Source organism: Chryseobacterium phocaeense, assembly GCF_900169075.1.
GTDB lineage: Bacteria > Bacteroidota > Bacteroidia > Flavobacteriales > Weeksellaceae > Chryseobacterium > Chryseobacterium phocaeense.
In genome coordinates this window covers 718,350-744,261 of record NZ_LT827014.1, presented here as the reverse complement: position 1 = coordinate 744,261, position 25,912 = coordinate 718,350, and the positions used below count along the sequence as shown (strand labels likewise).

Below are 25,912 nucleotides of genomic sequence, written 5' to 3'. Positions count from 1 at the left end.
CTTACATTACTCATTACTTATCACCCATTACCTATACTATATGAAGGCTTTAATTTTCGCAGCCGGAAAAGGCACAAGGCTGAAACCATTCACAGATCATCATCCAAAAGCATTGGCCAAAGTAAACGGCATTCCGCTTTTGGAAAGAAATATCAATTATCTCAAAAGCTTCGGAATAAAAGATTTTGTCATCAATATTCATCATTTTGGGAATCAGATTGTTGATTTTTTAAATAAAAACAGTAATTTCGGATGCAACATAGAGATTTCAGATGAATCCAATGAGCTGCTGGAAACCGGTGGCGGCTTGGTTTTTGCTAGAAAATTCTTCGATCATGGGGAAGATTTTCTGATCATGAACGCTGATATTCTAACGAATATCAATATTGATGCCTTTGTTGCCTATCATCAGAATATAAAAGATTTCGCTACTTTAGCGGTTTCAGACAGGGACAGCTCAAGAAAACTGCTTTTCAATGATGAGATGGTTTTGAGAGGATGGCTGAATGTACAGTCTGGTGAGCAAAGGCTAGCAGAGTTCAATAAAGGCTTTAAAGCACTTGCCTTCAGCGGCGTTCACTGCATCAACCCTGTTATCTTTGAAAAAATAAAAAGAACCGGCAAATTTTCTGTTATGGAGGAATATCTGGACCTGATGCAGACTGAGCATATCCACGGATTTGTGCACGACAGTATTCTGGTGGATGTAGGAAGACCTGAATCCGTAATAGAGGCCGAAAAACATTTTAAATAATTTTTGCAATGGAAATGGATGGAGCAAGGGATGAAAGTCTGGTAAATCCGGCCCTTGATATTAATGAAACAAAACTTCACAACAGTCTCAGACAGAAAACCTGGGACGAGACCATCACCAAAGACAGCTGGATGGTTTTCAAAGTGATGGCGGAATTTGTAGACGGATATGAAAAGCTGGCCAAGATAGGCCCATGTGTTTCCATATTCGGGTCTGCAAGGCTGAAACCTGAAAGTAAATACTACGAAATGGCCGTGGAAATTGCCGAAAAGATCACCAAACTGGGCTTTGGAATTATTACCGGAGGTGGCCCGGGCATTATGGAGGCGGGAAATAAAGGGGCTTTCAATGCGCAGGGAAGATCCATCGGGCTTAATATTGACCTGCCGTTTGAACAACATTTTAACCCTTATATCAATAAGTCCTATTCCATGAATTTCGATTACTTTTTCGTAAGGAAAGTAATGTTTGTGAAGTATTCCCAGGGGTTTGTCGTAATGCCGGGAGGTTTTGGCACCCTGGATGAGCTTACGGAAGCTATGACGCTGATTCAAACGAATAAGATAGGAAAATTCCCGATCGTTCTGGTAGGAAGCGAGTTCTGGGGAGGATTGCTGGATTGGTTCAAAGCAACCCTGTTAAAAGAAGGGATGATTGCTGAAGATGATCTGGACTTATACCGTGTGGTAGATACGGCTGATGAAGCAGTGGCCCATATTAAAGCATTTTACGATAAATATTCGGTGAATGTAAATTTCTAATTGGCATATTATTTGTGACCTATATAAAGCAAGTATGATTGTAAATCTATTAATTAAGATGAAAAAACTTTTATATATATCAGGAATTTTAACATTTTTTGTGTTAATGAGTTTTATGTATGTAGACTTTTTCTCTTCAATGACAAAGGTGGATTATATAGATGGAAGTAAAACATTGAAGTTTACCACAAAAATGAATACCAACCATATTTCTGATGCTATTAAAATCAATCCGAATACAGCAGGATTTGAAGCAGAGGTTAAAAAATATGTGAACAATAATTTTGATGTGTACGTCAATGGCTCTGCGAAAACTATAACTTTCACGGGAAGTCAGGTAAGTGGAGAAACAGTATGGGTATATTTTGAAACCGGAGGAGTATCGGACATCAATACCATAAAGATTAAAAATACGATTCTTTTAAGCACTTTTCCTAAGCAGAGTAACGTTGTAAGTATTGCTTACAAAGGGAACCTGAAAGTAATGAATTTCCAGCGGGGAAAAGAAGTGAATGAAGTTTCGTTCTAAACAGAATAATTTTTAAAGTATAAACCACTGCAGACGCGGTGGTTTTTTTTTGGCTTTTTTACTCAGGATTAAAAATGATCCGGCCATTCAACAATGGAATGTATGAGATGAAGTACCATTCCCCTTTTGAAACAATTAATGATCTCCAAATCCTTATATAAATCATAAGCCGCTTTTCATGGACTTCTCCTGTAGAAAAAGCGAGGTTTACATTACATAAGATGATTTTAAATTACTAAGCGTCTAAAATTCCTAAAGTAACTCCATAAAAAAGGCTGCCTTAAAAGACAGCCAATTATAATATATCAATAATGATTAGTTACCAACAACTTTCACATTATCAAGCTCCCATGTGGCAGCACCTGACGTTGTAGAAGTATATTTAAATGCTATACGAACACTCTTGTTTACGAAAGCATTCAGACTGATATCTCCTGAATTCGTCCACGTGTTAAATGCGGTATTGTTTGGATCCATAATAGCTGATAGAGGTGTCCATGCCGTTGTAGTAGGATCACCGGTATAAGTATCTGTTACAAAAACTTCAAGAACATTTCCGGCATATCTTACATCAGTTTCGAAAGATAATACGGCGGAAGTAAACCCGTTTAATGAAATAGGTTTAGAAATCAGCCAGTCTTCATTCACCTGGTTTGTTCCTGCAAATCCGTTCATCACTACACATGGTTTTGGATTTCCAAATTGCTGGATATTCCATACCTGCGCTCCTGTTACACTTACAGCATCCCAATTATCCGCAAGATTTCCATCGAAGCCTTCAAAAAAGAATCTTTTCCCTGTAAAGTTTACATCTTTAAGATTTCTGATCAGCATCTGCCATGAAGAATTATAACGGCTCACCACGAAAGTAAGATCTCCCTTACCCTCAGGAATTAATGTAGAACCAAAAGTAGAAAACCCGGAGTTTCTGATAACCGTAGCATTTCCAGCCTGATCAACGATTCCTCTGTCACTATCTACACCTGCTCCGGCAACATAATCTATGTACTTTTTACCTAGTTCTCCTGCTGAGAATTGTACGTTTGGTACTTTTACCAAAGTATTGATGTACTTTTCATCCATAGCTACTTTAAGTGTAGGCAATTCTGTAGGCTTTAAAACCGCAATATCAAGACCGCTGCCATTGCAAACACCTGCAATATATCTGCTCACCAAAGATCCCGGAACCCTTCCGATAGCATATACAGGATCTACAGAACCTATTTTTACAGATCCTCTATCTGTTCCTAATCTTAAACCTTTCGCATTAATTCTGATGTGTGCACCAACCGGAAAATCTGCATAGTTACTTGATCTGTCCACTTCTATCTGAAGACCTGCCGTTGGATTTTCAGGTTTATCCTGGAATGAAATTGTTTTATAGAAGTTTCCACTTTCATCAGAAGAAACCACATATCCGTCAAAAATCTGATCGGTACCTATATAAATATATCCCGAAGCAGGAGCCTGAGCTTTGAAATCTGCCATGGTCATATTGGTGGCGGGAAACTTATTTTCACATTTAATAGGTGGCGTCTCCCATTCGTCTTTCTGCACACAAGATGTAATAGAAATAGCAGCCAAAGCAATTCCTGTTACTAAACTTAAGTATTTTTTTATAGTATTCATCTTAAATCGTTTTAATTAAAGTAGTTATTAGAATCTGAATTGTAGGTTTACGAAGTATGATCTTCCCTGAGTATACCAGTATTTTGGTCCGAATAGGGTAAATTCTCTGTCTGCATCCTGCACAAAATCAGGGAATTTTGCATTTCTGGTCTGTTCAAATCCTCCTGTAATAAATTTTCTGTTGTTTAAAATATTATTCACGGTCCCGGAAATCAAAACATAGTATTTACCAATCACCCATGATTTACCTGCATTGGCATTAAGAAAGAATGAAGAAGGCAATCTTGTAGGCTCCAATACTCTTCTAAGCTCAGATTCGGTAAGGTTAGAATATGGCGTTCCGGAGTTATTATTCTGAACAAAACTTTCTGTTCTGATCAAAGCAGAAGGATCAAGGAAATTTTCATCAAAATAGTTCCAGTTTGCTCCTACCCACCAGTATTTCGGGTTATTATAACGGAAGCCAAGGGAGAACGCCTGCTGCGGAGTTCCTCCCTGACGGTAATTCCTGATATAAGATTTTCCAAGGTTCAGGTAAGAAAGTCCGTTTGAGAAAGTTCCTGTAGCATCAGATGCAAAATAGGTGGTCGGATCATTTTTATAGGTATACTGACCCAAGCTGGCTAAAGCCTGAACAGATAAGGTAGGAAGTACTTTCAAATCAACCCCTAATTCCAATCCCATATTTCTTTTCTTAACATCTGTCATTACCTGAGTAACAAAAGCACTCTGAACAATAGTCTGATCTCCCTGGTCATCTGAGTTACTTAACTGAATTCCATCCGCAAAAAATCTCTGAACCGTGGTTTCATTATCTGTGTCAACCAAATATCCGGTTAGCCTTAATTTCAGGAAAGGAGTAGAAATCACGTAGCTTAGATCATTTGCATTAACAACCATGTTCTTTACGTTAGGAGCAGTAGAGCCGTTCACACGCGGATTAATGAATAAATCCTCAAGATAAGGTGCCTGAGAATAATATGCTCCATTATACACAATGAAATTTCTACCATTTAATCTATAGATCGCCTGTCCTTTTAAGCCATAGTTCCAGTAGTTGTAATCAGATCCTTTTCCATAAGAATCCTTATATAGATAATGATTAAACAATCCTTCTCTGCTGGAAGAAGAATATCCTGCCATGGCAGAAATAAATACGTCAAAAGCTCCTGTTGAAAACTTCACTCCCGGATTTATCTTTACTTCCTGTCTTCTGAAGATATAATCATAACCCATTTTATCGCCTACTCTTTTCGTAACATTTTCTTCACCTTCATTGAACAGACCGGATTTTCCAGGCTGGTTTGTGGCTGCAAACGGGTCTCTGTTTAATACGAAATCAGCACCGAGAAGATCGTTTACTTCTCTATATTGTTCAGAACGGTAATTCTGATAAGATACGTTAAGTAAGAATTTAGTCGTATCATTAAAGTTGTGAATGAAGTGAGTAGCTGCGTTCCATATTTTATCATCACTTACATCGTTTACCAGGTAGTATAATGCTCTTTTACCAACCTGCCCGTAGTAGTTTCCGGCCGGTTGCTGCATATTTCTCCTGTACAGTCTGTCCCAGTTTAATTGAGTTACATTAGCATCTCCGGACTGCCAGCCTGCTAAAGATGTTCTGTACGCATCCTGAGCGGTCGTCATTGATCCGTCCGGGTTGTGTACGGAAGCATTAGGATCTAAAGAATCGTAGTAACTCGGAAGATTTCTATAATAGGTAGGAGATGGATTTTGTACATTCTGCCAGTCCAGACGTGAGCCTTTGTCTTTTCCGAATTGGTATGATACTGAGGTCCAAAGTGAAGAATTTTTGTTGATTTTCCAGAAATCCTGAATCTGGAAGATAGGCTGAAAACCTTTTCTTACTCTTTCGCTTCTCTGCTCTCCATCCTGATAACCCCAATACGAGTTATAATGCACCCCTCTGTAGTCATACACTTCCTGAGTGCTTGGGCTTGAAGTAGACCTTCTGTAAGGGGCCCCGATGAAGTTGAATGTCATTGTATGTTTATCGCTAAACTTTTTCTCAATTCCCAGATAGGTTCCATAGGCATCGTAGAAAGTTCCTTCCTGGATTCCTTCTTCCGCCCATCTTCTCGCTCCCATTACGGTAAACGCCCATCCTTTATTGCTCATCCCTGATGAGTAACGTAAAGAAGTTCTGTTTCTGTAGTTTCTGTTAGTCAGGGATTGCGTAAACTGGAATCCTTTTCTGTACTCGCTTGCTTTTGTATTTTTGTAAACAACAGAGCTGTTTCCTCCAAAAGCATATTCAGACGGTGAATGGTTGGATGCAATTTCCGGATATCTGGTAATCTCATTTAATCCACCCCAGTTTCCGAAATCAACGTTACCATTATCAGACTTGATCATGGAAACCCCGTTAAGCATCGTTTCTCCAAATCTTCCATCTATACCACGGGGACGGAACCAGTAAAATCCTAAGTCAAACGCTGCAATTCTGCTGAAGATGTCCTGGGAAGACTGCAGTAAACCTACTGTAGAAGCCTGACCGCTATTGCTGTCTTCATCATCTCCGTCACTGTCGATGATCGCTAATCCCTGATCTGCGCTCGTAAGAGCAGAATAAAGGGTAATAGTCCCTAGGTCCTTTCTTTTCTCATTTGTTACGTCAAACTCCATCATTTTGGTTTCGAAGTTTGGTTTCGTAATCATAATTTGATAATGGCCCGGCTGCAGGTCTACAAACTGGAAATATCCGATTTTGTCCGCCGTTACATCATTCTCACTCCCTTTAAGATCTACTTCCGCCTTTTCAACAGGCTTTCCTTCGGCATCCTTAAGATACGCAAACACAGTAGTCTGCGCAAAATAGAATGATGCAGGAAGCAAAGTAAATAAAGAGACCAATGATAATTTTTTAATCATGAGTATATTATTTTTTTTAATACTTTTCTTCTTAATTTTCAACGTTTTAAAAGTTGGGGGCACAAATTTAGTCAAATTTTGTAATTCTCCACTTTTTTAACATTATTTTTTCTTAACATTGCATCCTTTTAAGATTCATTATATAAGAGAATTATTTTATATTGTTTTAAATTTACAAATATTTAAAATGGCTTGAATTAAAAAAAGGTAAATTTGTCGTTTAATTAATTTTAATACTCAATAGGATGAAGAGATTTATGAGTTTTATGGCCATCATATTTTCGGTAATGGCTTTTGCACAACAGGGGAAACTGAGAAAAGTGGCTGCTGTAGGCTTTTTGAATGTGGAAAACCTTTGGGACACCATCCGTTCTGCTGATTATATTGATGGAACCAAGGACATCCATAATCCGGCTTTCCACAGAAGTATCCCTATTGACTCCATCCAGTTCCTGGAAGCAGAAAAACATGATGGTCCTTGGAGCGATGGTGCTTTAATAGGTAAAAAAGTGGTGCGCTATCAAAGCGGTGCGGAAGAATTCACTCCGAAAAGTGCTAAAAACTATAATACTAGAATATATAAAGCCAAACTCGCCAATGAGGCCAAAGTAATCGCCGAGCTGGGTGCTCAATACACAAAAACCGCTCCTGCAGTGGTAGGCCTTATAGAAGTGGAAAACAGACAGGTAATTGAAGATCTGGTAAAGCAGCCTGCTCTTGCCAAATATGATTACGGAATTGTTCATTATAATTCATACGACTACAGAGGGATAGATGTAGCTTTGATTTATCAGAAAAGGAGATTCACGGTAACCAACTCTCTAAAGAAAGAACTGAAAGTGTTCGGGGATGATGGAAAAAGAGAATATACCAGAGATATTTTGGTTGTAACCGGTTTCCTTGACAATGAAAAGGTGGCTTTCTTTATGAATCACTGGCCTTCAAGAAGAGGGGGCGAAGCAGTTTCACTACCTAAAAGAAATGCTGCTGCCGCCTTACTGAAACAGCAGATGGACAGTATCAGGACAACAGATCCTACAACTAAGCTTTTTGCCATGGGCGACTTCAATGATGATCCTGTAAGCGCCAGTTTAAAGAACCATCTGAAAGCAGTGGCGAGTCCTAAAGATCTTACAGAAACTACACCGTATCTGAATCTGATGTATCCTTTATATAAGAAAGGAATTGCTTCACTGGCTTATCAGGATGCTCCAAACCTTTTTGACCAGATCATTGTTTCAAAGAATTTAATTTCTGATCAGGTTACCAAAGAATATTCCGTTTACAAAGCAGAAATCTTTGCACCGCCTTATTTAGTGAATAAGGAAGGGAATTACAAAGGTTATCCTTTCAGGTCCTGGAACGGGGATCAGTTTACAGGAGGATACAGTGATCACTTCCCGGCATTTGTTATTCTTCAGAAAGAACCATAAAAAACAAACTTAGGCACTCATTTTGAGTGCTTTTTTATTATAATATGTACGGTATGAAAAATCTTATGATACTATTTCTCTTCGCTTGTATTCCTTTCAGCTGTTTTTCCCAGGACAACACGAAGAAGGATGAAGAGAAATCAGAAATGAAGCCGTCTAAAAATGATGACGGCGAGTGGGATCTTACGGTAATCGATACCCAATTCGATTACTTTCTGAATGCAGTAGCCAAGCCAATGAGCCAATACTCGGAATCTTATCTTAAAACAAAAAACACATTCCTTGTGACTGAATGGAATTCTTACTACAATTCCGGAAAATACAGGAATGTTATAGAGTCCGGCATTGATTACAATCCGCGGGAAAACTATGGAATCAAGTTTGAATACAAACTCTATCAGGTATTTGCTTATGTGAGATGGAAATATGGACTGAAAATGAATGGGCTTACGGGAAGTGATGCCGTAAGGTAGTGGAATTAAAGAATTAAGAAATCAAGAGATTGATTATTTCTCTGTGTTAAACCAAATAAAAAAGGTTCAGAATTGCTTCTGAACCTTTACTTTTATAATAGCTGAAAATTATTTGTTGAATAACTCCTCTACTTTATCCCAGTTTACTACGCTAAAGAAAGCAGCAACATAGTCAGGTCTTCTGTTTTGATAGTTCAGATAGTAAGCATGCTCCCAAACATCCAATCCTAAAACCGGAGTTCCTTTAACGTCTGCAACAGGCATTAACGGATTATCCTGGTTTGGAGTAGAAGAAACAGATACGGAACCGTCAGCATTTTTCACTAACCATGCCCATCCTGAACCGAATCTTGTTTTAGCAGCCTCAGAAAAATCAGTTTTGAATTTTTCAAGACCACCGTAAGCTTCGATAGCTGCTTTAACGTTTCCTACAGGCTCACTGCTACCTCCTGGCGTTAAAATTTCCCAGAATAAAGAGTGATTGAAATGTCCTCCTCCGTTATTTCTTACAGCCGGCTTATCAGTTCCTGTCTGGCAGATTTCTTCGATAGTTTTTCCAGCCAGTTCAGTTCCTTCGATTGCTTTATTTAGATTGTCAATATATGCCTGGTGATGTTTTGTGTGGTGAATCTCCATTGTTTTCGCATCAATAGTAGGCTCCAATGCATCGTATGCATATCCTAATTTAGGTAATTCAAATGACATAATTTTTATTTTTAATGTTATAGTCAAATTTAACCAATATTTAAGCGATAATCAAAAACTGGGTATTACTTTAATAAATCTTTAACATTGATATATTGATTTAGAATGAATTAATTTTTATCAGTGGGATGGAAGACAGAAGATGGAGGTTACTGCAGTCTAAAATACATTCCACATCATTCTTTCAATTTTAATGGATGAATATCATGTCAAATAAAAAACACCTACACACAACTCTAAAAACCCTAAAACTCTAAAATTCTCAGACTCTCAAACGCAAAAAAGCACGAAGATCACTGATCCGCGTGCTTTTTTTAACAAACAATTAAATTAATCTATTTATTCATAGACATCAGGAATTCTTCATTGTTTAAAGTTCCTCTGATGTTTTTATTTACAAATTCCATGGCTTCTACAGGGTTCATTTCAGAAAGGTATTTTCTGAAGATCCACATTCTCTGGGAAGTCACTTCATCCAGAAGAAGATCATCTCTACGTGTACTTGAAGCGACAAGGTCAATTGCAGGGTAGATTCTTCTGTTTGCGATTTTTCTGTCTAATTGAAGCTCCATGTTCCCTGTACCTTTGAATTCTTCGAAGATAACTTCATCCATTTTAGAACCTGTATCAATCAATGCTGTAGCGATAATCGTTAATGAACCACCTCCTTCAATCTTTCTGGCTGCCCCGAAAAATCTTTTCGGCTTGTGAAGTGCATTGGCATCCACCCCACCGGAAAGCACTTTTCCTGAGGCTGGAGTCACCGTGTTATAGGCTCTTGCCAGTCTGGTAATGGAATCCAGAAGGATCACCACATCATGTCCGCATTCAACCATTCTCTGAGCCTTTGCCAACACAAGATTGGCTACTTTTACATGCTTATCAGCTGCTTCATCAAAAGTAGACGCAATAACTTCAGCATTTACACTTCTTTCCATATCAGTAACTTCTTCAGGACGTTCGTCGATCAGAAGGACCATCATATAGACTTCAGGATGATTGGCGGCAATAGAGTTCGCAATATCTTTAAGCAGCATCGTTTTACCCGTTTTAGGCTGGGCAACGATCATGGCTCTTTGTCCTTTCCCGATTGGTGCAAACAAATCAACAATCCTTGTGGACATTGTGGAATTATCTCCTGCCAGATTAAATTTCTCTTCAGGGAAAAGCGGCGTTAAATATTCAAATGCAACACGATCTTTAATAAAAGCCAGATCACGTCCGTTAACTTCGATTGGTTTTAGTAAGGAAAAATATTTTTCGCCTTCTTTGGGAAGTCTTACAATACCTTTCACCGTATCTCCGGTTTTAAGACCGAAATTTCTGATCTGTGCCGTAGAAACGTACACATCATCAGGAGAAGAAATATAACTGAAATCTGAGGAACGAAGGAATCCGTAGTTATCCGGAAGGATCTCTAAAACCCCTTCAATACTCACCATTCCATCAAAACTGAATTCTTTTCTGTGTTCAGAATGCTCCTCAGCCTTTTCAGCGTTTTGTCTATGCTGATTCTGGTTCGGATTCTGGTTTTGATGCTGATTTTGATTTTTATGCTGGTTTCCGCTGTTTTGCGGGTTGTTGTGTCCTTTTTGCTGGGATCTGGCCTGAGATTGAGGGTTGTTCGGCTTTTCTTCTGACGGTGCAGATTCTTGAGGTGTGTTTTTAGGAGCTTCTGCTCTTTCCTGAGGAGTTTCTGTATTCGCTGTATTGGAAACCACTCTTTTTCTTTTTTTCTTAGCTGGCGCGGTACTGCTTTCTTCAGGAACAGAAGCTGCTTCAGCTTTTGGTTCTTCCTGCTTTATTTCTTCAGCAGCCGGCGCTTGCGCTTTTTCTTCCGTTTGTGGTTTTTCTTCTGCGGGTACCTTTGCTTCTGCTTTCGGTTTGGCAGGCTGTCTTTTAGGCGCTGCTTTTTTTGCAGGAGCCTTGGCAGGTTTATCTGCCGGTGTTTCTTCAGTATTCATACTGGTTTCTGTGGCGTTGAAATAATCTTTTGCAACTTTAGGGTTAGAAGCCTGAAAGTCAAGAACGGCAAAGATCTTATCATTATCATTGCTGTTTCTAGCAACTTTAACGCCTAAATCTTTTAAGATTTTAGTCAGTTCCGTTACGGATTTTGACCTTAACGTTTCTATGTTAAACATACTTAATGTAAAAATGTAATTAATTGTGAGTAAGAAAAGTAAGTCCGGTGACTTTTGTTTTCAAGTACATATGTATAATGCAAATCTACACTAATTTTTGAATTGTGCAAAATTTATGTTATTTTTGCCGGGTATTTAATAATCAATGTTACAAAGAATACAGACTATATGGACACTTCTGGCAGTTTTAGCTGCTGTTTTCCTTTTCATTACGGGACAGGATGTTGACGTTTTCGGCAATATTCCGGTAGTTGATATCAGCTGTATTGCCCTTGTTTTAACAGGTGCATTGAGTATTTTCAGTTTTAAAAACAGGAAAAGACAAATTTTGCTGAACACGTTCGGCATCATTATAAACGCTTTGTTGATTGGTGTATTGGCGTACTGGTTACTAAACTTATCCGGAGGAATTCAGATTCCTGAGAAGGGTATTGAGCCGATTTTCCCACTGATTGCGGTGATCTGTCTGCTTATTGCAAACGTATTTATCCGCAAAGATGAGAGGCTCGTGAAATCTGTGGACCGACTTCGATAGCCTTACAACGATTTTTTGAGTGAGAACAGTTCCGAAAGGAGCTGTTTTTTTTTTGATATGGTGTCAGACTTTATTTTTTTTAAACATATACTTTTTAAACCATTAAGATGATGTTAAGTTGTTAAGAATATTAAGTTTGGCTTCGCTAAAAAAGAAAATAATTTTCTTAATTATTACAACTTTTTAAACCATTCCAATGGCTGAAATTTATTTATCAGAATAATTTTATATCATTGTATGCAACATTTCCGTTAAGAATACGACTGATCCTTTACAATTAAAATATATCTAAAAATGAAAAAACTAACCTACCTTGCCCTGTCATTCTGCTCAGTATTTACTTTCGCGCAGGAAGTTTCAAAAGAAAGAGTAACCACTATCCTTTCAACACTGGCATCGGATGAAATGAAAGGCCGTGAGATCGGAACCGTTGAAAATGATAAGGCTGCAGAATATATTGCTAAACTTTTTAAAGAAAACAACCTTGAATACTGTACCGGGAATTCTTATCTGATTCCTTTCGATTATAATGGTAAGAAAGCTTATAATGTGTGTGGTGTTAAGAAAGGAAAAACAGATAAATACCTGGGATTCTCCGGGCATTTTGACCATATAGGAATGAGTGATAAAACCGGTGATAATATCTATAACGGTGCAGACGATGATGCAAGCGGAATTACCACTTTAGCAGGTATTGCGGATTATTTCAAAAATAAAAAACCGGAATTCTCAATGGTATTTATGGCGTTCAATGGTGAAGAAAAAGGGATGCTGGGTTCAAGGGCGATTTCCACAGATCCCAATCTGGATAAGATCTATAACAATATGACGGCATTATTCAATTTTGAAATGGTGGCTACAGAATCCCAGTTCGGAAAAAATGCCCTTTTTATGACCGGTGATGAGTTTTCTGATTTTGATGAACTGTTTAATACATATGCAGCCAATGGATTAAAAATCAATCCTGATCCTTATGCGGCGCAGAAACTTTTCTACAGATCGGATAATGTAAGTTTTGTGAAAAAGAAAATCATTGCCCACTCATTCTCTACCGTGGATATGACAAAGGCCTCCCATTATCACAACGAAAATGATGATATCAAGGTGGTAGATTTTGATAATTTAACGACTATTATCAACAATGTCGGGAAAACCCTGGAAAAGCTTACTCCTAAGAATTTTGCTCCGAAATATAATGACAAGGTAAAATTTTAATACATAACAAAAACCGCCGCAATGGCGGTTTTGCCATATCTTAAATAGAACATCTTTTCTAAAATTAAACAAACGTTTGTAACAAATCAGAAAGAGTTGAAACATATTAATAAAGTAAAAAAGGATTAAGAACGTCTTTTCCTTTAATTTTACGTAATTTTGCTATCCAATTTTTCATTGAATGAAACCATTACAAAGAATTCTTTATTTCGCGAAACCGCATCAAAAATACCTTTTCGGGAGTATGTTTTTCAACATTCTTTACTCCTTACTTAATATTTTATCGGTAGGAACCATGCTTCCTATTTTGGGATTAATGTTCGGGACTATCGAAAAGCAGACAAAAGAACCGGTATGGAGTGGTAATTTCGGTGATTATTTTAATTATTTAAAAGATACAGGTTACTATTTTGTACAGACCCAGATTGATCAGCATGGCGCTGTGTATGTACTGGCTGTTCTTTGTGCCATCACGGGAGTTTCATTTTTACTAAGAAATATTTTCAGGTATATCGGGGCTTTCCTTTTGGTCAATTACCGTGTAGGAATTACCCGTGACCTTCGTACAGCGATGTACAATAAATTTCTTCAGCTTCCGGTTTCATTCTTTACGGAACAGAGAAAGGGAGATATGATGTCCAGAATTTCCAATGACATCGGTGGTGTGGAAGGTGGAATTATGGGAGTATTGGTTGATATTATCAACGCACCGTTCATGATTATCTCTTCTCTGATTGCATTGTTTTTACTGTCTCCTCAGCTTACCTTGTTTTCACTGATCGTTTTCCCGGTAATGGGCCTTTTGATCTCATGGACCGGAAAAAGCCTAAAAAAACAGGCGCATTATGCCCAGGCTGAACTTGGAAATCTTTTCTCTCTGGTAGACGAAACCTTAAAATCGTCTAAAGTCATCAAGATCTTCAATGCGGATAAAATTCTTAAGAATAGATTCAATCAAACCACGACTAACTGGCAGAAATTTGCCATCGATATGAGCAGAAGAAGAGAACTGGCCTCCCCAATGAGCGAATTTCTCGGATCTGTCACCATCTTAATTATTACCTGGTATGCGGGAACCCAGATTTTAGAGGAGCAGACGATGAAACCTCAGGCTTTCCTGGTGTTTATCGGAATGTTTTTCCAGATTCTTGATCCAGCGAAAAAACTGTCCAGCGCCATCTCGTCTATTCAGGGAGGTATGGCCAGCCTTGAAAGAGTAGCTGAAGTACTTGATTATGACCTGAAAGTAGAAGAAATTGCAGAACCTGTTTCTATTTCAACGCTTAACAGCCAGATTGAATTTAAAAACATTGGATTCTACTACGATAAAGACAATGTAATCCTGAAAAACTTCTCACTGATTATTCCGAAAGGAAAAACCATAGCCCTTGTAGGACAGAGCGGAAGTGGTAAAACAACCATTGCGAACCTTCTGGCAAGATTCTATGACGTGAATGAAGGTCAGATTTTAATAGACGGAACGGATATCAAACATCTGAAACTGAAAGAATACCGTCAGCTTCTGGGAATGGTAACCCAGGAATCCGTACTTTTCAATGATTCAGTGTACAATAATATCCTGATGGGTAAGCCTGACGCCACGAAAGAAGAAGTTGTGGAAGCTGCAAAAATTGCCAACGCAGATTCTTTTATCACCAATCTTCCTGAAGGATACGATTCCAATATCGGAGATGATGGAAATAAACTTTCCGGAGGTCAGAAGCAGAGGGTTTCTATTGCAAGAGCCGTATTGAAAAATCCACCGGTAATGATCCTGGATGAGGCTACTTCTGCCCTGGATACAGAATCTGAAAGATTTGTTCAGGATGCTCTGGATAAGATGATGGAGAACAGAACTTCACTGGTTATTGCCCACAGACTTTCTACGATTCAGAAAGCAGACTGGATTGTAGTCATGGAAAAAGGAATTATAGTGGAACAGGGAACCCACCACGATCTTATCGCGAAAAAAGGCATGTACCACAAGCTGGTGGAACTTCAGAATTTTGACTAATCATTTACTGAATTAAATTTCATTCAAATGAATCCTATACAAGAGTACTTCTACAGAATCGATGAGCCTGAAAGAAGTACTCTTTTGTTTATCCGCAAAAAGATCCTTGAATCTGATACGGAAAACATTACGGAAACTTTAAGTTTCGGGCTTCCATTTTTCAAATACAAAAAGAAAATGCTGTGTTACCTCTATTACAGCAAAAAATATAAACAGCACTACATAAGTTTTTATCATGGGGACAGGCTTGATCATCCACTACTGATCCAGGAGGGCAGAAAGAAGTTTAAAATACTTTTGATTGATATGGAAGAAGATTTACCGGTGGAACTTATTCTTGACCTTACAAACGAAGTGAAAAAGTATATAAAATAAAAAAGGAGAAATTAAGTTTTCTCCTTTTTTGTATTCTGACATTTAAAAAATTGTCTTAGTCTTTCATTCTGGCAATGATATCAAGACCTCCTTTGGTAATATCGCCGATCTTGCAGATGATTTCCGTATCTAAAGGCAGGAATACATCCATTCTTGACCCGAATTTAATAAACCCGAACTCATGTCCGGCTTTGGCCTGATCTCCTTCATTACAATAGAAAACAATCCTTCTTGCCACATATCCGGCTATCTGTCTGAAAACCACCTGATGATTAGTCTCCGTTTCCACTGCAACCGTAGTTCTTTCATTCTCTGTAGATGATTTTTCATGCCATGCTACCAGATATTTTCCCGGATGATACTTTTTGTAAATCACTTTTCCGGAAACCGGATACCTACAGATATGCACATTCAGCGGTGACATGAAAATAGACACCTGAATGGCTTTTCCTTTAATGAATTCTGTCTCTTCTACTTCTTTGATCATTACCACCTTTCCGTCTACAGGAGCAATTACATTTTCCCTGTGTTCAAGAATATCACGGTCCGGAACCCTGAAAAACCAAAACACCAGACTGTACACAATAAGCAATGGCATAATGATCAGCAACGACCACATTTTAAGAAAATAAATAGCCAGCACACTGATGATAATAAACAGTATTGTAGCTACCGTAATCGTTCCTTTTGATTCCTTATGTAATTTCATGAGATTAAATAAATTTTGCTAAAATAAAGTACAAATATACGACAGGAACGCAAATTAAAAAACTGTCCAGTCTGTCCAGCACTCCACCGTGCCCCGGAATGATGTTTCCGCTGTCTTTTACCCCAAAATTTCTTTTAAGCTGGCTTTCCACCAGATCCCCCAGCGGAGCAAATGCAGCGACCAGGAAACCTACTACCATCCAGTTGCCCCGAAGTTCAGGCTGATACTGTTCAATAAAGTAGGATAAAACCAACGTTAAGACTACTCCCCCGGCATACCCTTCCCAGGTTTTCTTCGGGGAGATTTTTGGGGCCATTTTATGTTTTCCGAAAAACTTTCCGGTAAGATAAGCAAAGGTGTCACTGCTCCAGATCAGGATAAACAGGAAAAGAACTTCCAGTGAAAACGTCTGATCATAGCTGGAAAATTTAGGCAATCCCAGTGCAAAACTGAAGGGCAGCGCTACGTAGATCACGGTAAAGATCAGCTTCCCGCTATCATAGTACAGCTCATTGGGATATTTGAATAAAGTAACCACGGCAATAACGATCAGGGCAATGGCCAGAATCTCATTCAGCCTGAAATCAAAAAAGAAGTCATGGTTAAAATATCTTTTGGAAAAAACATAGTAGATAAAGATGACCAGAGGAAGTACTATCCATTTCTCATAGCCTTTCCCGAATTTCATGATCTTAATACATTCCCAGGTTCCCACCAGCAGCAAAAGACTGATGAGTCCGTGGTACAGGTATTCCTGCCTAATGAGATCCGGATGTATCCTGTTGATCAGCTGGGCTCCCAGCGGTGTAGTGCAAAGAATGATAACGGCAACGTAAACAAGCCCGGAAATGGTTCTCTGAATAAGGTTTTTGTCCAAGATGTAAAATTTATAAGTTGATGCTTAATCTTCAAGCAGCAATAAAAACAGTTTTGTATTGGTTCCGGAGGAATTATCTAAACTCGACTGGCCTCCGCTGATGGAAGTAAGGTTTTTAATATTCCCGTTTCTTTTGATTTTCCCCATGGCATCATTCAGGTTGTTTACAATCTGTGAAACATTCGCCATAATGATGATTTTACCCGGAAGTCTTGAAGAATGGTAATGCAGGATATTGTTGTGCGAAAGCATAATCCTTCCGTCGTACGCAATAAGATATTCGCAGGTAATAAAAGCGGTATCATTGGATGAATCCATTTCTGAAGTGTATGGTATTTTTACCACATTCAGAAAGTTCTGGAGCTCTTTGTCCCAGCAGAATACATTGCTGATCCCTTCTATTTTGACAATTTGGTTTAAAGTCTGTAGAGCTTCCGCTTCATCCGCACAATAATTAAAAAATCCCCCTGAATGCGTAAACAATTGCGCAAACTTATAGTCGAGATCAGCATTTTTCAGCGAATCCCCGAGCTTCTCCAGACTCTGTCTTTCTTCTTCTTCAGGCTGGTTGGTAAGTTTGTTTACAATCCTCTTGAATAAATTCAACTTAATTTATTTTTAGTCAACTTTATACAAAAATAGAAATAAATTACAATAGATGCTAAAAAACTGCCTTCAAATATGAAAAAACCTGACAATTCTAAAACTGTCAGGTTGTATATATCAAATTTTAAAGAGCTTTAAAGCTGTGAAGGACTCTCGGGAGCCTGGATCTCACTATCCTGTTCTTTCTCTTTAATTTCCGGTGTTTCCGGTGTTTCAACATCTTTTTGCGGGATGGTATTCGTGACAGGTTTTTCTGTCAGTTCAGGATCCCAGGCTCTTTTTCCGAAGATCTCTTCAAGGTCTTCACGGAAGATCACCTCTTTCTCCAGAAGCTTGTTGGCCAAAGCATCCAGCTTATCTTTGTTCTCATCCAGAATTCTTACGGCTCTGTCATATTGATTTTCAATGATCGATTTGATCTCTGCATCAATTTTCTTGGCAGTTTCTTCAGAATAAGGTTTACCAAAAGAATATTCAGACTGGCCTGAGCTGTCATAGTAGGAAATATTTCCGATATTCGGGCTCAATCCGTAGATGGTTACCATAGCCTGAGCTCTCTTCGTCACCGATTCCAGATCAGATAATGCCCCTGTTGAAATATTGTTAAAAATAACCTGTTCTGCTGCTCTACCCCCCAAAGTTGCACATAATTCATCCAGCATTTGCTCGGTAGTGGTCAGTTGTCTTTCTTCCGGAAGATACCATGCTGCTCCTAAAGAACGTCCTCTAGGAACGATGGTTACTTTTAAAAGGGGAGCCGCATGCTCTACCAGCCATGAGATGGTAGCGTGCCCCGCTTCATGATAAGCCACTCTTCTTTTTTCAGAAGGTTTGATCGCCATATTCTTCTTTTCAAGACCTCCGATGATTCTGTCTACCGCATCAAGGAAATCCTGTTTTGTAACTGAAGTATGGCTGTTTCTTGCGGCAATAAGTGCTGCTTCGTTACAAACGTTTGCAATATCTGCTCCGCTGAATCCAGGCGTTTGCTTGGCAAGGAAATCCCTGTCTACATTTTCATCCAGCTTGATTTTCTTCAGGTGAACATCAAATATATCTCTTCTTTCATGCAGTTCCGGAAGGTCTACATAGATCGAACGGTCAAAACGTCCGGCTCTCATTAAGGCCTTGTCCAGGATATCCGCTCTGTTGGTAGCCGCCATTACAATAACGTTCACGTCGGTTCCGAAACCATCCATCTCGGTAAGAAGCTGGTTCAGGGTATTCTCTCTTTCGTCGTTTCCGCCTGAGAAATTATTTTTTCCTCTGGCACGTCCGATCGCGTCTATCTCATCGATGAAAATAATAGCCGGAGATTTGGCTTTAGCCTGTGCAAAAAGGTCTCTTACCCTTGAAGCACCTACCCCAACAAACATTTCCACGAAATCTGAACCTGAAAGGGAGAAGAACGGTACTTTGGCCTCACCGGCAACGGCTTTTGCCAATAATGTTTTACCGGTTCCTGGAGGGCCTACCAATAGGACACCTTTAGGAATCTTACCACCCAGTTTGGTATATTTTTCAGAGTTTTTAAGGAAATCTACTACTTCCTGTACCTCTTCTTTAGCGCCTTCAAGACCGGCAACATCTTTAAATGTCACCTGGATTCTTTCTTTTTCGTCAAAAAGCTTTGCTTTAGACTTCCCGATAGAGAAGATCTGTCCGCCAGGGCCTCCGCCGCCGCCCATCTTTCTGAAAAGAAGGAAGTAGAAAAGTCCTAAGATGGCAATCCATATCAGGGCAGAAACCAGAATATCCATGAACGGATTTTTACCTGCTCCGTAATCCTTTGTGGTTGTGATTTTAGCGTTAGCCGCTTTAATCTGATCAAATTTTTGAAGGAAAAGTTGAAGATCTCCGTATTTTACAGAAAAATCTGCTTTAGGAGTCATTTCGAATGCAGAAAGAGGATTGCTCTGGTTGGTTGTTTTATTAACCATTGCGGTCTTTGCTGCTTTTGTCAGGAAAACATCAGCCTTCTCTGTGTCTTTGTATATGATAACGTTTTGGACCTTTCCTGCCTGCATTTCCCTGAAGAAAGCATCCTCATCAATAGATTTTGCACTGTCGCCTCCTAAAAAGTTGGAGCCAAAAAATAACAAAAGAGCTACGATTGCAATTGGAAAAAACCAGTTGAATCCTTTATTGTTCATTTATACTTTTTAAAATTTAAAATTCATTTTCTATTTTGGTAATTTTTGCATCTCCCCAAAGTTCTTCAATGTCATAGTACTCACGTACTTCTTTCTGGAAAATATGCACTACCACGGTTACGTAATCTACCAAAACCCACATGGAGTTTTCGGTACCCTCTACATGCCACGGTCTATCTTTAAGGTCGTTTCTTACTTTTTTCTCCACACTTCCTGCCAGTGCAGAAACCTGCGTATTGGAGTTTCCGCTGCAAATGATGAAAGTTTCCGCCACAGAATTTTCAATTTTCGAAAGATCAAAAATCATAATATCTTCTCCTTTTACATCCTGGATGGCTTCAACAATTTTATCTATTAGTGCCTGCTTTTCTGCTGTTTTATTCATTAAAATATCTATAATCTGCAAATTTATTGTTTTTCTTTTACTTTAGCCTTACTTTTAGCCCTTTAAAGTCTTAAAGTTTTCTTAAATGACCCAATTATTCCACTTACAAGAGTGCTCTTCTACTAATGACGAAATTTCAAAGTTTTTACTTTATGAAAATTCAGATTTTATAGGACTCTCCACATACAACCAAACCAAAGGCCGGGGACAATACGGAAATACATGGGCAGCGGCAGCCGGAAAAAATGTTGCTTATACGCTGGCTGTGAAGGCTCAGAGTTTTGTACTCTCCGATTTTATATTCAATTACTATACCGCAGTTATTATCCGGGATTTCCTTGCCAATTTGACTGATCATGATGTGAAAATAAAATGGCCGAATGATATCATTCTTAAAAATAAAAAAATCGTCGGAATATTAATAGAAAAGAAAAAAATTAATCAGCATAATTATTTCATCATCGGTGCCGGCTTCAATGTGATGCAGGATAAATTTGAGGAAATATCCCATGCAGGATCGCTTCTGACGACAACCGGAACGGTTTTCGACCTGGACGATTTTGTCCTGAATCTTCACGAATTCCTGTCAGAAAAGCTGAAAAATATTCCGTCCGAACAGGATATTATTGATCAGTTTAATCTGAATTTATTCCGCAAAGATGAAATCTCCGTCTTCGAAATTGAAAAAGAGCGACAAAATGGCATTATCCGGAATGCAGACGAAAAGGGCGAGCTCTGGATAGAACTCGAAAAAGACGGTTTAAAATCTTTTTATCATAAGGAGATCAAACTGCTTTACTGATTGGCTCTTTTCAGATACAGATAAAGAGTAAGCGGGAAGAACACCATATTGGGAAGCCACATGGCAACGGCCGGCGAAAGGCTCTTGTTTTCGGAAACCACTTTTAATGCTTCAAAAGAGAACACAAAAACAAACGCCAGAGAAATCCCGATGGCCAGATTGACCCCCAAACCTCCTCTTTTCTTCTGGGAAGCCAGAGAAAGCGCCAGAAACGTCAAAATAATGATGGCAACAGGCATTGCGGTTCTCTGATGAAACTCATTCAGATAAGAATTCAGGTTGCTGTTTCCTCTTTCTTTCTCCCTGTCTATGAATTTCATCAATTCAGGAGTGGTTTTGTTCTGTCCGAGAAGTTCGTTCGGGAAAAGCTCTTCCGGGGAATGCCCGTAGTTTTTCCTCATTTCTACCCCATTGGCCAGTTTTTCCGTATTGTCTTTATTGATAGTCTTTTCGAGGTAATTGGTAAGGGTAAACTGTTTCTTGGCTTTATCCCAGTATACTTCGGAAGCCTTCAGTTCGTAGATCATTTTTCTTGCTTTGTCAAACTTCTGATAGACAAAACCTGATCCTCTGGTTTCCCTTTTATTCCAGGAATTAACGAAAATATATTCTGTTTTGCTGAACTGCGCGGAAGCTGGACCTGTTCCTAAGATTTTTTCCTTATTAGCGGCATTATAGGTATAGGCTTCCAGTTCATTTTTCTTGATATTGGCCCATGGAAGCACCATATGATTCACAAAAAGCGATATGACAGCAATAAAAAGAGAGGTATACAGATAAGGTTTTGCAAATCTGTGAAAACTGGCACCACTACTGATAACGGCAACAATTTCAGTATTATTTGCCATCCTGGATGTGAAATAGATCACGGAAATAAACACCAGGATCGCGAGGAACGTCACCACAAGGTTAATGATCCAGAAGGGATAAAAATGGATCAGGAAATACATCATATCCAGCTTTGGATCGAGTGCCTTGGCATTTTCTATCCTCGGGATTTTCTGCTGTACATCAATCACCAGTACCACTATAGACAACAATATCAGCATGAAACTGAATGTTCCAAGATATTTTTTAATGATATACCCGTCTACAATTTTGATCATGATCTCTCTTATTTTTAAAGTCTCTGTCTCAGAACCGGTACCACAGATTTTTTCCATTCATAGAAATCACCTGCTATAATATGTTCTCTGGCTACTTTCACCAGGTCTAAATAAAATGCCAGATTATGAACCGAAGCAATCTGCTTGGCAAGATATTCTTTTGACACGAATAAATGACGAAGATAAGCCTTTGAATATTCCCGGTCTACATAACTCGTTCCGAATTCGTCCAAAGGAGAAAAGTCACGTTTCCATTTTTCATTTTTAAGATTCATCACGCCCTGCCATGTGAACAGCATTGCATTTCTGGCATTTCTGGTTGGCATTACGCAATCCATCATATCAATTCCCAAACCGATAGATTCAAGAATATTCCACGGAGTTCCCACGCCCATCAGGTATCTCGGCTTATCTTTTGGAAGAATATCCGTCACTTCATCAGTGATTCTGTACATTTCTTCTTCAGGCTCTCCTACGGAAAGTCCGCCAATGGCATTTCCTTCTGCACCAGCTTCGGAAATCACTTCTGCAGAAATTTTTCTAAGATCTGAATAGGTAGAACCCTGAACAATCGGGAAAAGTCTCTGCTTATGGCCGTACATTTCTTTATTTTCTTCAGTCCAGTCGATACATCTTTTCAGCCATCTGTGGGTAAGCTCCATAGAGGATTTCGCCTGGTTGTATTCGCACGGATAGGGTGTACATTCGTCGAAAGCCATGAAAATATCCGCTCCGATCTGTCTCTGGATCTCCATTGATTTTTCGGGAGTGAACATATGATAGCTTCCGTCAATGTGGGATTTGAATTTCACCCCTTCCTCGGACATTTTTCTGCTTTTGGAAAGCGAAAACACCTGAAAACCTCCTGAATCGGTAAGAATAGGAAGATCCCAGTTCATAAATTTATGCAGTCCGCCTGCTTCTTCCATAATATCCATGGTAGGACGAAGATACAGGTGATAGGTATTTCCCAAAATAATCTGGGCCTTAATGTCTTCTTTTAATTCTCTCTGGTGGACAGTTTTTACGCTGGCTACCGTTCCTACGGGCATAAAGATCGGCGTCTGAATCTTCCCGTGATCGGTTGTAAGCTCGCCGGCTCTCGCTTTTCCTTCAGAGGTTTTTTCTATATTAAAAAATTTCATCCGTATATTCTTTTAATTCACTCATGAACGGTTCTTTTTGACCAGAACGCGTTTCTGCAACATAATTATCTGCTTAAAACTGGGGGCATCCCGTTGTTTTTCAGTTTATTTTTTATATACTGATCCGCTTTGGGATCTTTTTTTACCACTATTTTCTTGGCTTCTTCCGCAATATCTTTCATTTTGTCTTTCACGACGTAATATTTGAAGCTTTCTACAAAATCTTCCGATTTTACCTTATGGGCCTTAAGAACAAACCTTGTTCCGGCTTCCAGATTTTTGTTCTGATAGATCATAATGGCCTGGTCCGCAAGAGCAAGATCAGCCAGGATCTCAGCCATAGGTTCCGGCTCGATCAGATTTTTGGGCTTGTCTATATAATCACCGCATGAAAACATACACAGCATAACGAAAATGAAGATCAGCTTTTTCATAATCTGTTGATGATGGATTTCCATTTTAAATTTAATACCCCGAATACTGCTTCATGAATAATGCCACCGTTCATTTTACTTTCTCCTAAAATTCTGTTGGTAAATATAATAGGAACTTCTACAATTCTGAAACCTTTTTTATACGCCCTGAATTTCATTTCAATCTGAAAGCCGTATCCTTTCAGTTTTACATTATCCAAACCTATTTCTTCAAGGACTTTTCTTGAGAAGCAGACAAATCCTGCCGTAGTATCATGAATAGGAAGCCCTAAAATAAATCTTACATATTTGGATGCAAAATAAGAAAGCAGTACTCTACCCATCGGCCAGTTGACTACATTTACTCCTTTGGAATACCGTGACCCGATGGCCATATCTGCATTCAGGCAGGCTTCAAAAAGCTTGGGAAGATCATTCGGGTTGTGGGAGAAATCGGCATCCATTTCAAAAATATAATCGTATTTATTTTCGATAGCCCATTTGAATCCATGGATGTAAGCTTTTCCCAAACCGTCTTTCACGTGTCTTACGGACAAATGAAGATAGTGAGGAAATCTCTTTTGAAGATCCCTTACTATTTCCGCTGTTCCGTCCGGGGAAGAATCATCTACAACCAGAACATGAAAGTCATCTTCCAATGCAAAAACCGCGGAAATAATATTTTCAATATTTTCCTTTTCGTTGTAGGTAGGGATGATGACGAGTTTTTTCATTTCAGTTTGCAAAGATAGTTTATTTAACCTTTTTATTTTATACAAAATAATCTATAATTTTGCAAAAAATATTTCCTTTGCCGTTGTCACAAAACTTTATAAACCATGTAAGAATACCCGAGAATAGTGACTGGGTAATTTTTATACTCATAGGATGTATATTCCTGTATGTCTTTATGATGAACATCATAGAAAGAGATGCCAGTCTGAAGGACTTCCTGCTTCAGAAATATTTTGATGCAAGCAATAACCTTCCGAGCTGGATGATTACTTCGTGCGTGACGGCACTTACTTTATCCGTCCTGATTTCGCAATACGTTCCGATTGTCCCAAAATACGTCAGCGATCTGCAGCTTATGGGGTACCAACTTAATAAATTCGGCTATACACTGCTGGCGGTTTTATTTTTTTATATAACAAAATCGGCATTGGGCTTTTTATTTTATCAAAGCATAGGAGATGGCAGAAAATGGACAATTTTTTATTTTACCTCCACAAAATTCTACTTCATTCTTTCATTTTTGCTGATAATTTTGTGTGTAGCCCATTATTATTTCCCTTTGAACAGAAATAAAATGTTTTTATACTATTTCTACTTCTTCGCATTTGTCGGGGTTTTCAAGATTTTCTTCTATTTGTTTCACAAAAACAACATACTTCCCGAAAAATGGTATTATAAATTTTTGTATATTTGCACCCTCCAAATCGCACCTTTATTGCTGCTTTGGAAGTTGTTATTTTTTTAATAAAAGTCAATGATGAGAATAAAGTCTATATTGGTTTCTCAACCAGCGCCTAGTGAGTCTTCTCCATACCTGGATATAGCAAAGAAGGAAAAAATAAAGATTGATTTCCGTCCTTTCATCCACGTCGAAGGAGTTGACAACAAAGAACTAAGAACACAGAAGATAGATCTTACGCAGTTTACGGGGATTATTTTCACCAGCAAAAATGCGATAGACCATTACTTCAGGCTTGCCGAAGAGCTGCGCTTTGCAGTTCCGGATACGATGAGATACATCTGCCAGTCTGAGGCAATTGCCAATTATCTTCAGAAACATATTGTTTACAGAAAGAGAAAGATCAGCTTTGGGGAGAAAAACTTCTCAGACCTTCTGCCTCTGTTTAAAAAATTTCCGACCGAAAAATACCTTCTGCCATCTTCTGATGTTTTAAGTCCGGATATCGTAAAAACAATGGAAACTGCTAATGTAGACTGGACAAGAGCGATCATGTACAGAACAGTATGCAGCGACCTGACCGATATTAAAGCGAAGGATTATGACATGCTAATCTTCTTCAGCCCGCAGGGAATCAAATCTCTTCAACAGAATTTTCCGGACTTCAAGCAGGAAGAAACCAAAATTGGAGTATTCGGAAACACTACACTTGCTGCCGCTGAGGAAGCAGGATTAAAGGTAGATTTGATGGCGCCTACCAAGGAAACTCCATCTATGACCATGGCACTTGAAAAGTACATTAAGGCACTACACAAGTAGCCTTAGGAACCCATATAAAAA

General features: G+C 38.8%; 25 protein-coding genes. 12 read left to right on the top strand and 13 right to left on the bottom strand.

Annotated features, from left to right (window positions below; all coding sequences use genetic code 11):
- Positions 1–40: 40 nt before the first annotated feature.
- Genes B7E04_RS04890 through B7E04_RS04880 form a run of 3 tightly spaced genes read left to right on the top strand, consistent with a single transcriptional unit; the run spans position 41 to position 2,044 of the window.
- Positions 41–754, top strand: coding sequence for a nucleotidyltransferase family protein (locus B7E04_RS04890; protein WP_080777623.1), 714 nt, complete (start codon positions 41–43; stop codon positions 752–754).
- Between the two features lie 8 nt (positions 755–762).
- On the top strand, positions 763–1,515 hold the full coding sequence (locus B7E04_RS04885; RefSeq protein WP_080777622.1) for an LOG family protein: 753 nt from the start codon (positions 763–765) through the stop codon (positions 1,513–1,515).
- Positions 1,516–1,573: 58 nt separating this feature from the next.
- Entirely contained in the window at positions 1,574–2,044 is a 471-nt protein-coding gene (locus B7E04_RS04880; RefSeq protein WP_228439820.1) for a DUF6702 family protein, read from the top strand.
- Between the two features lie 315 nt (positions 2,045–2,359).
- Here B7E04_RS04880 and B7E04_RS04875 read toward each other — a convergent pair whose 3' ends face one another.
- Positions 2,360–3,673 carry a M949_1556 family lipoprotein gene (locus tag B7E04_RS04875; protein ID WP_080777620.1) on the bottom strand — a complete coding sequence of 438 codons (1,314 nt, stop codon included), beginning with the start codon at positions 3,671–3,673 and terminating at the stop codon, positions 2,360–2,362.
- A gap of 27 nt (positions 3,674–3,700) precedes the next feature.
- Complete coding sequence (locus B7E04_RS04870; RefSeq protein WP_080777972.1) at positions 3,701–6,568, bottom strand: carboxypeptidase-like regulatory domain-containing protein; 2,868 nt, start codon at positions 6,566–6,568, stop codon at positions 3,701–3,703.
- A 245-nt stretch (positions 6,569–6,813) separates the two neighbouring features.
- Between B7E04_RS04870 and B7E04_RS04865 the strand changes: the two genes are divergently transcribed.
- Together B7E04_RS04865 and B7E04_RS04860 are read left to right on the top strand one after the other, a co-directional pair.
- Positions 6,814–8,001 (top strand): endonuclease/exonuclease/phosphatase family protein, encoded by a 1,188-nt coding sequence (locus tag B7E04_RS04865; protein ID WP_080777619.1) that lies wholly within the window; start codon positions 6,814–6,816, stop codon positions 7,999–8,001.
- 65 nt (positions 8,002–8,066) lie between these two features.
- The gene (locus B7E04_RS04860; RefSeq protein WP_228439818.1) at positions 8,067–8,474 is read left to right on the top strand and encodes a DUF6146 family protein; all 408 of its coding nucleotides are present in this window, start codon (positions 8,067–8,069) and stop codon (positions 8,472–8,474) included.
- A 108-nt stretch (positions 8,475–8,582) separates the two neighbouring features.
- Here the strand turns inward: B7E04_RS04860 and B7E04_RS04855 are convergent, their stop codons facing one another.
- Positions 8,583–9,179 carry a superoxide dismutase gene (locus tag B7E04_RS04855; RefSeq protein ID WP_080777618.1) on the bottom strand — a complete coding sequence of 199 codons (597 nt, stop codon included), beginning with the start codon at positions 9,177–9,179 and terminating at the stop codon, positions 8,583–8,585.
- Positions 9,180–9,514: 335 nt separating this feature from the next.
- The gene (rho, locus tag B7E04_RS04850) at positions 9,515–11,323 is read right to left on the bottom strand and encodes a transcription termination factor Rho (protein ID WP_080777617.1); all 1,809 of its coding nucleotides are present in this window, start codon (positions 11,321–11,323) and stop codon (positions 9,515–9,517) included.
- Positions 11,324–11,468: 145 nt separating this feature from the next.
- On the opposite strand from rho, the gene B7E04_RS04845 reads away from it, so the two are divergent.
- From B7E04_RS04845 to B7E04_RS04830, 4 genes are all read left to right on the top strand, one after another.
- Entirely contained in the window at positions 11,469–11,858 is a 390-nt protein-coding gene (locus B7E04_RS04845; RefSeq protein ID WP_062651318.1) for a DUF4293 domain-containing protein, read from the top strand.
- 294 nt (positions 11,859–12,152) lie between these two features.
- A complete protein-coding gene (locus tag B7E04_RS04840) occupies positions 12,153–13,073 on the top strand; it encodes a M28 family peptidase (RefSeq protein ID WP_080777616.1) in 921 nt (306 codons plus the stop codon).
- Between the two features lie 181 nt (positions 13,074–13,254).
- Positions 13,255–15,087 (top strand): ABC transporter ATP-binding protein, encoded by a 1,833-nt coding sequence (locus B7E04_RS04835; protein ID WP_080777615.1) that lies wholly within the window; start codon positions 13,255–13,257, stop codon positions 15,085–15,087.
- Positions 15,088–15,114: 27 nt separating this feature from the next.
- The gene (locus B7E04_RS04830; RefSeq protein ID WP_080777614.1) at positions 15,115–15,462 is read left to right on the top strand and encodes a DUF1801 domain-containing protein; all 348 of its coding nucleotides are present in this window, start codon (positions 15,115–15,117) and stop codon (positions 15,460–15,462) included.
- Between the two features lie 55 nt (positions 15,463–15,517).
- Here the strand turns inward: B7E04_RS04830 and B7E04_RS04825 are convergent, their stop codons facing one another.
- The 5 genes from B7E04_RS04825 to rsfS all read right to left on the bottom strand — a co-directional run bounded on the left by B7E04_RS04825 (position 15,518) and on the right by rsfS (position 20,192).
- Positions 15,518–16,171, bottom strand: coding sequence for a phosphatidylserine decarboxylase family protein (locus B7E04_RS04825; protein WP_080777613.1), 654 nt, complete (start codon positions 16,169–16,171; stop codon positions 15,518–15,520).
- A 4-nt stretch (positions 16,172–16,175) separates the two neighbouring features.
- Positions 16,176–17,048 (bottom strand): phosphatidate cytidylyltransferase, encoded by an 873-nt coding sequence (locus B7E04_RS04820; RefSeq protein WP_080777612.1) that lies wholly within the window; start codon positions 17,046–17,048, stop codon positions 16,176–16,178.
- 24 nt (positions 17,049–17,072) lie between these two features.
- Positions 17,073–17,654, bottom strand: coding sequence for an LUD domain-containing protein (locus tag B7E04_RS04815; RefSeq protein ID WP_062651336.1), 582 nt, complete (start codon positions 17,652–17,654; stop codon positions 17,073–17,075).
- Positions 17,655–17,788: 134 nt separating this feature from the next.
- Positions 17,789–19,807, bottom strand: coding sequence for an ATP-dependent zinc metalloprotease FtsH (gene ftsH / locus B7E04_RS04810; protein WP_080777610.1), 2,019 nt, complete (start codon positions 19,805–19,807; stop codon positions 17,789–17,791).
- 16 nt (positions 19,808–19,823) lie between these two features.
- Complete coding sequence (gene rsfS, locus B7E04_RS04805; RefSeq protein WP_062651340.1) at positions 19,824–20,192, bottom strand: ribosome silencing factor; 369 nt, start codon at positions 20,190–20,192, stop codon at positions 19,824–19,826.
- A gap of 85 nt (positions 20,193–20,277) precedes the next feature.
- On the opposite strand from rsfS, the gene B7E04_RS04800 reads away from it, so the two are divergent.
- Positions 20,278–20,994, top strand: a complete 717-nt coding sequence (locus B7E04_RS04800) for a biotin--[acetyl-CoA-carboxylase] ligase (RefSeq protein WP_080777609.1) — start codon at positions 20,278–20,280, stop codon at positions 20,992–20,994.
- Here the strand turns inward: B7E04_RS04800 and B7E04_RS04795 are convergent.
- From B7E04_RS04795 to B7E04_RS04780, 4 genes are all read right to left on the bottom strand, one after another.
- The gene (locus B7E04_RS04795; protein ID WP_080777970.1) at positions 20,988–22,097 is read right to left on the bottom strand and encodes an LptF/LptG family permease; all 1,110 of its coding nucleotides are present in this window, start codon (positions 22,095–22,097) and stop codon (positions 20,988–20,990) included. The two genes, B7E04_RS04800 and B7E04_RS04795, sit on opposite strands and share 7 nt — an antisense overlap.
- Positions 22,098–22,114: 17 nt before the next feature.
- Positions 22,115–23,245, bottom strand: coding sequence for a tRNA guanosine(34) transglycosylase Tgt (tgt, locus tag B7E04_RS04790; RefSeq protein ID WP_080777608.1), 1,131 nt, complete (start codon positions 23,243–23,245; stop codon positions 22,115–22,117).
- Positions 23,246–23,310: 65 nt separating this feature from the next.
- A complete protein-coding gene (locus tag B7E04_RS04785; RefSeq protein ID WP_080777607.1) occupies positions 23,311–23,679 on the bottom strand; it encodes a DUF4296 domain-containing protein in 369 nt (122 codons plus the stop codon).
- Positions 23,676–24,392, bottom strand: a complete 717-nt coding sequence (locus tag B7E04_RS04780) for a polyprenol monophosphomannose synthase (RefSeq protein WP_080777606.1) — start codon at positions 24,390–24,392, stop codon at positions 23,676–23,678. The genes B7E04_RS04785 and B7E04_RS04780 overlap by 4 nt, the downstream gene beginning before the upstream one ends.
- A gap of 59 nt (positions 24,393–24,451) precedes the next feature.
- On the opposite strand from B7E04_RS04780, the gene B7E04_RS04775 reads away from it, so the two are divergent.
- A complete protein-coding gene (locus B7E04_RS04775; RefSeq protein WP_317043782.1) occupies positions 24,452–25,138 on the top strand; it encodes a DUF4271 domain-containing protein in 687 nt (228 codons plus the stop codon).
- 12 nt (positions 25,139–25,150) lie between these two features.
- Entirely contained in the window at positions 25,151–25,891 is a 741-nt protein-coding gene (locus B7E04_RS04770) for a uroporphyrinogen-III synthase (RefSeq protein WP_062651351.1), read from the top strand.
- The last annotated feature ends 21 nt before the right edge of the window (positions 25,892–25,912 follow it).

Bases quoted from the DNA above. Each gene is read 5' to 3' on its own strand.
- B7E04_RS04825 (WP_080777613.1), bottom strand. From the start codon at position 16,171: ATGAAATTACATAAGGAATCAAAAGGAACGATTACGGTAGCTACAATA.
- rho (WP_080777617.1), bottom strand. From the start codon at position 11,323: ATGTTTAACATAGAAACGTTAAGGTCAAAATCCGTAACGGAACTGACT.
- ftsH (WP_080777610.1), bottom strand. From the start codon at position 19,807: ATGAACAATAAAGGATTCAACTGGTTTTTTCCAATTGCAATCGTAGCT.
- B7E04_RS04835 (WP_080777615.1), top strand. From the start codon at position 13,255: ATGAAACCATTACAAAGAATTCTTTATTTCGCGAAACCGCATCAAAAA.
- B7E04_RS04830 (WP_080777614.1), top strand. From the start codon at position 15,115: ATGAATCCTATACAAGAGTACTTCTACAGAATCGATGAGCCTGAAAGA.
- B7E04_RS04870 (WP_080777972.1), bottom strand. From the start codon at position 6,568: ATGATTAAAAAATTATCATTGGTCTCTTTATTTACTTTGCTTCCTGCA.
- B7E04_RS04860 (WP_228439818.1), top strand. From the start codon at position 8,067: ATGATACTATTTCTCTTCGCTTGTATTCCTTTCAGCTGTTTTTCCCAG.
- B7E04_RS04890 (WP_080777623.1), top strand. From the start codon at position 41: ATGAAGGCTTTAATTTTCGCAGCCGGAAAAGGCACAAGGCTGAAACCA.
- B7E04_RS04865 (WP_080777619.1), top strand. From the start codon at position 6,814: ATGAAGAGATTTATGAGTTTTATGGCCATCATATTTTCGGTAATGGCT.
- B7E04_RS04855 (WP_080777618.1), bottom strand. From the start codon at position 9,179: ATGTCATTTGAATTACCTAAATTAGGATATGCATACGATGCATTGGAG.
- B7E04_RS04880 (WP_228439820.1), top strand. From the start codon at position 1,574: ATGAAAAAACTTTTATATATATCAGGAATTTTAACATTTTTTGTGTTA.
- tgt (WP_080777608.1), bottom strand. From the start codon at position 23,245: ATGAAATTTTTTAATATAGAAAAAACCTCTGAAGGAAAAGCGAGAGCC.
- B7E04_RS04785 (WP_080777607.1), bottom strand. From the start codon at position 23,679: ATGAAAAAGCTGATCTTCATTTTCGTTATGCTGTGTATGTTTTCATGC.
- rsfS (WP_062651340.1), bottom strand. From the start codon at position 20,192: ATGAATAAAACAGCAGAAAAGCAGGCACTAATAGATAAAATTGTTGAA.
- B7E04_RS04875 (WP_080777620.1), bottom strand. From the start codon at position 3,673: ATGAATACTATAAAAAAATACTTAAGTTTAGTAACAGGAATTGCTTTG.
- B7E04_RS04845 (WP_062651318.1), top strand. From the start codon at position 11,469: ATGTTACAAAGAATACAGACTATATGGACACTTCTGGCAGTTTTAGCT.
- B7E04_RS04885 (WP_080777622.1), top strand. From the start codon at position 763: ATGGAAATGGATGGAGCAAGGGATGAAAGTCTGGTAAATCCGGCCCTT.
- B7E04_RS04770 (WP_062651351.1), top strand. From the start codon at position 25,151: ATGAGAATAAAGTCTATATTGGTTTCTCAACCAGCGCCTAGTGAGTCT.
- B7E04_RS04840 (WP_080777616.1), top strand. From the start codon at position 12,153: ATGAAAAAACTAACCTACCTTGCCCTGTCATTCTGCTCAGTATTTACT.
- B7E04_RS04800 (WP_080777609.1), top strand. From the start codon at position 20,278: ATGACCCAATTATTCCACTTACAAGAGTGCTCTTCTACTAATGACGAA.
- B7E04_RS04780 (WP_080777606.1), bottom strand. From the start codon at position 24,392: ATGAAAAAACTCGTCATCATCCCTACCTACAACGAAAAGGAAAATATT.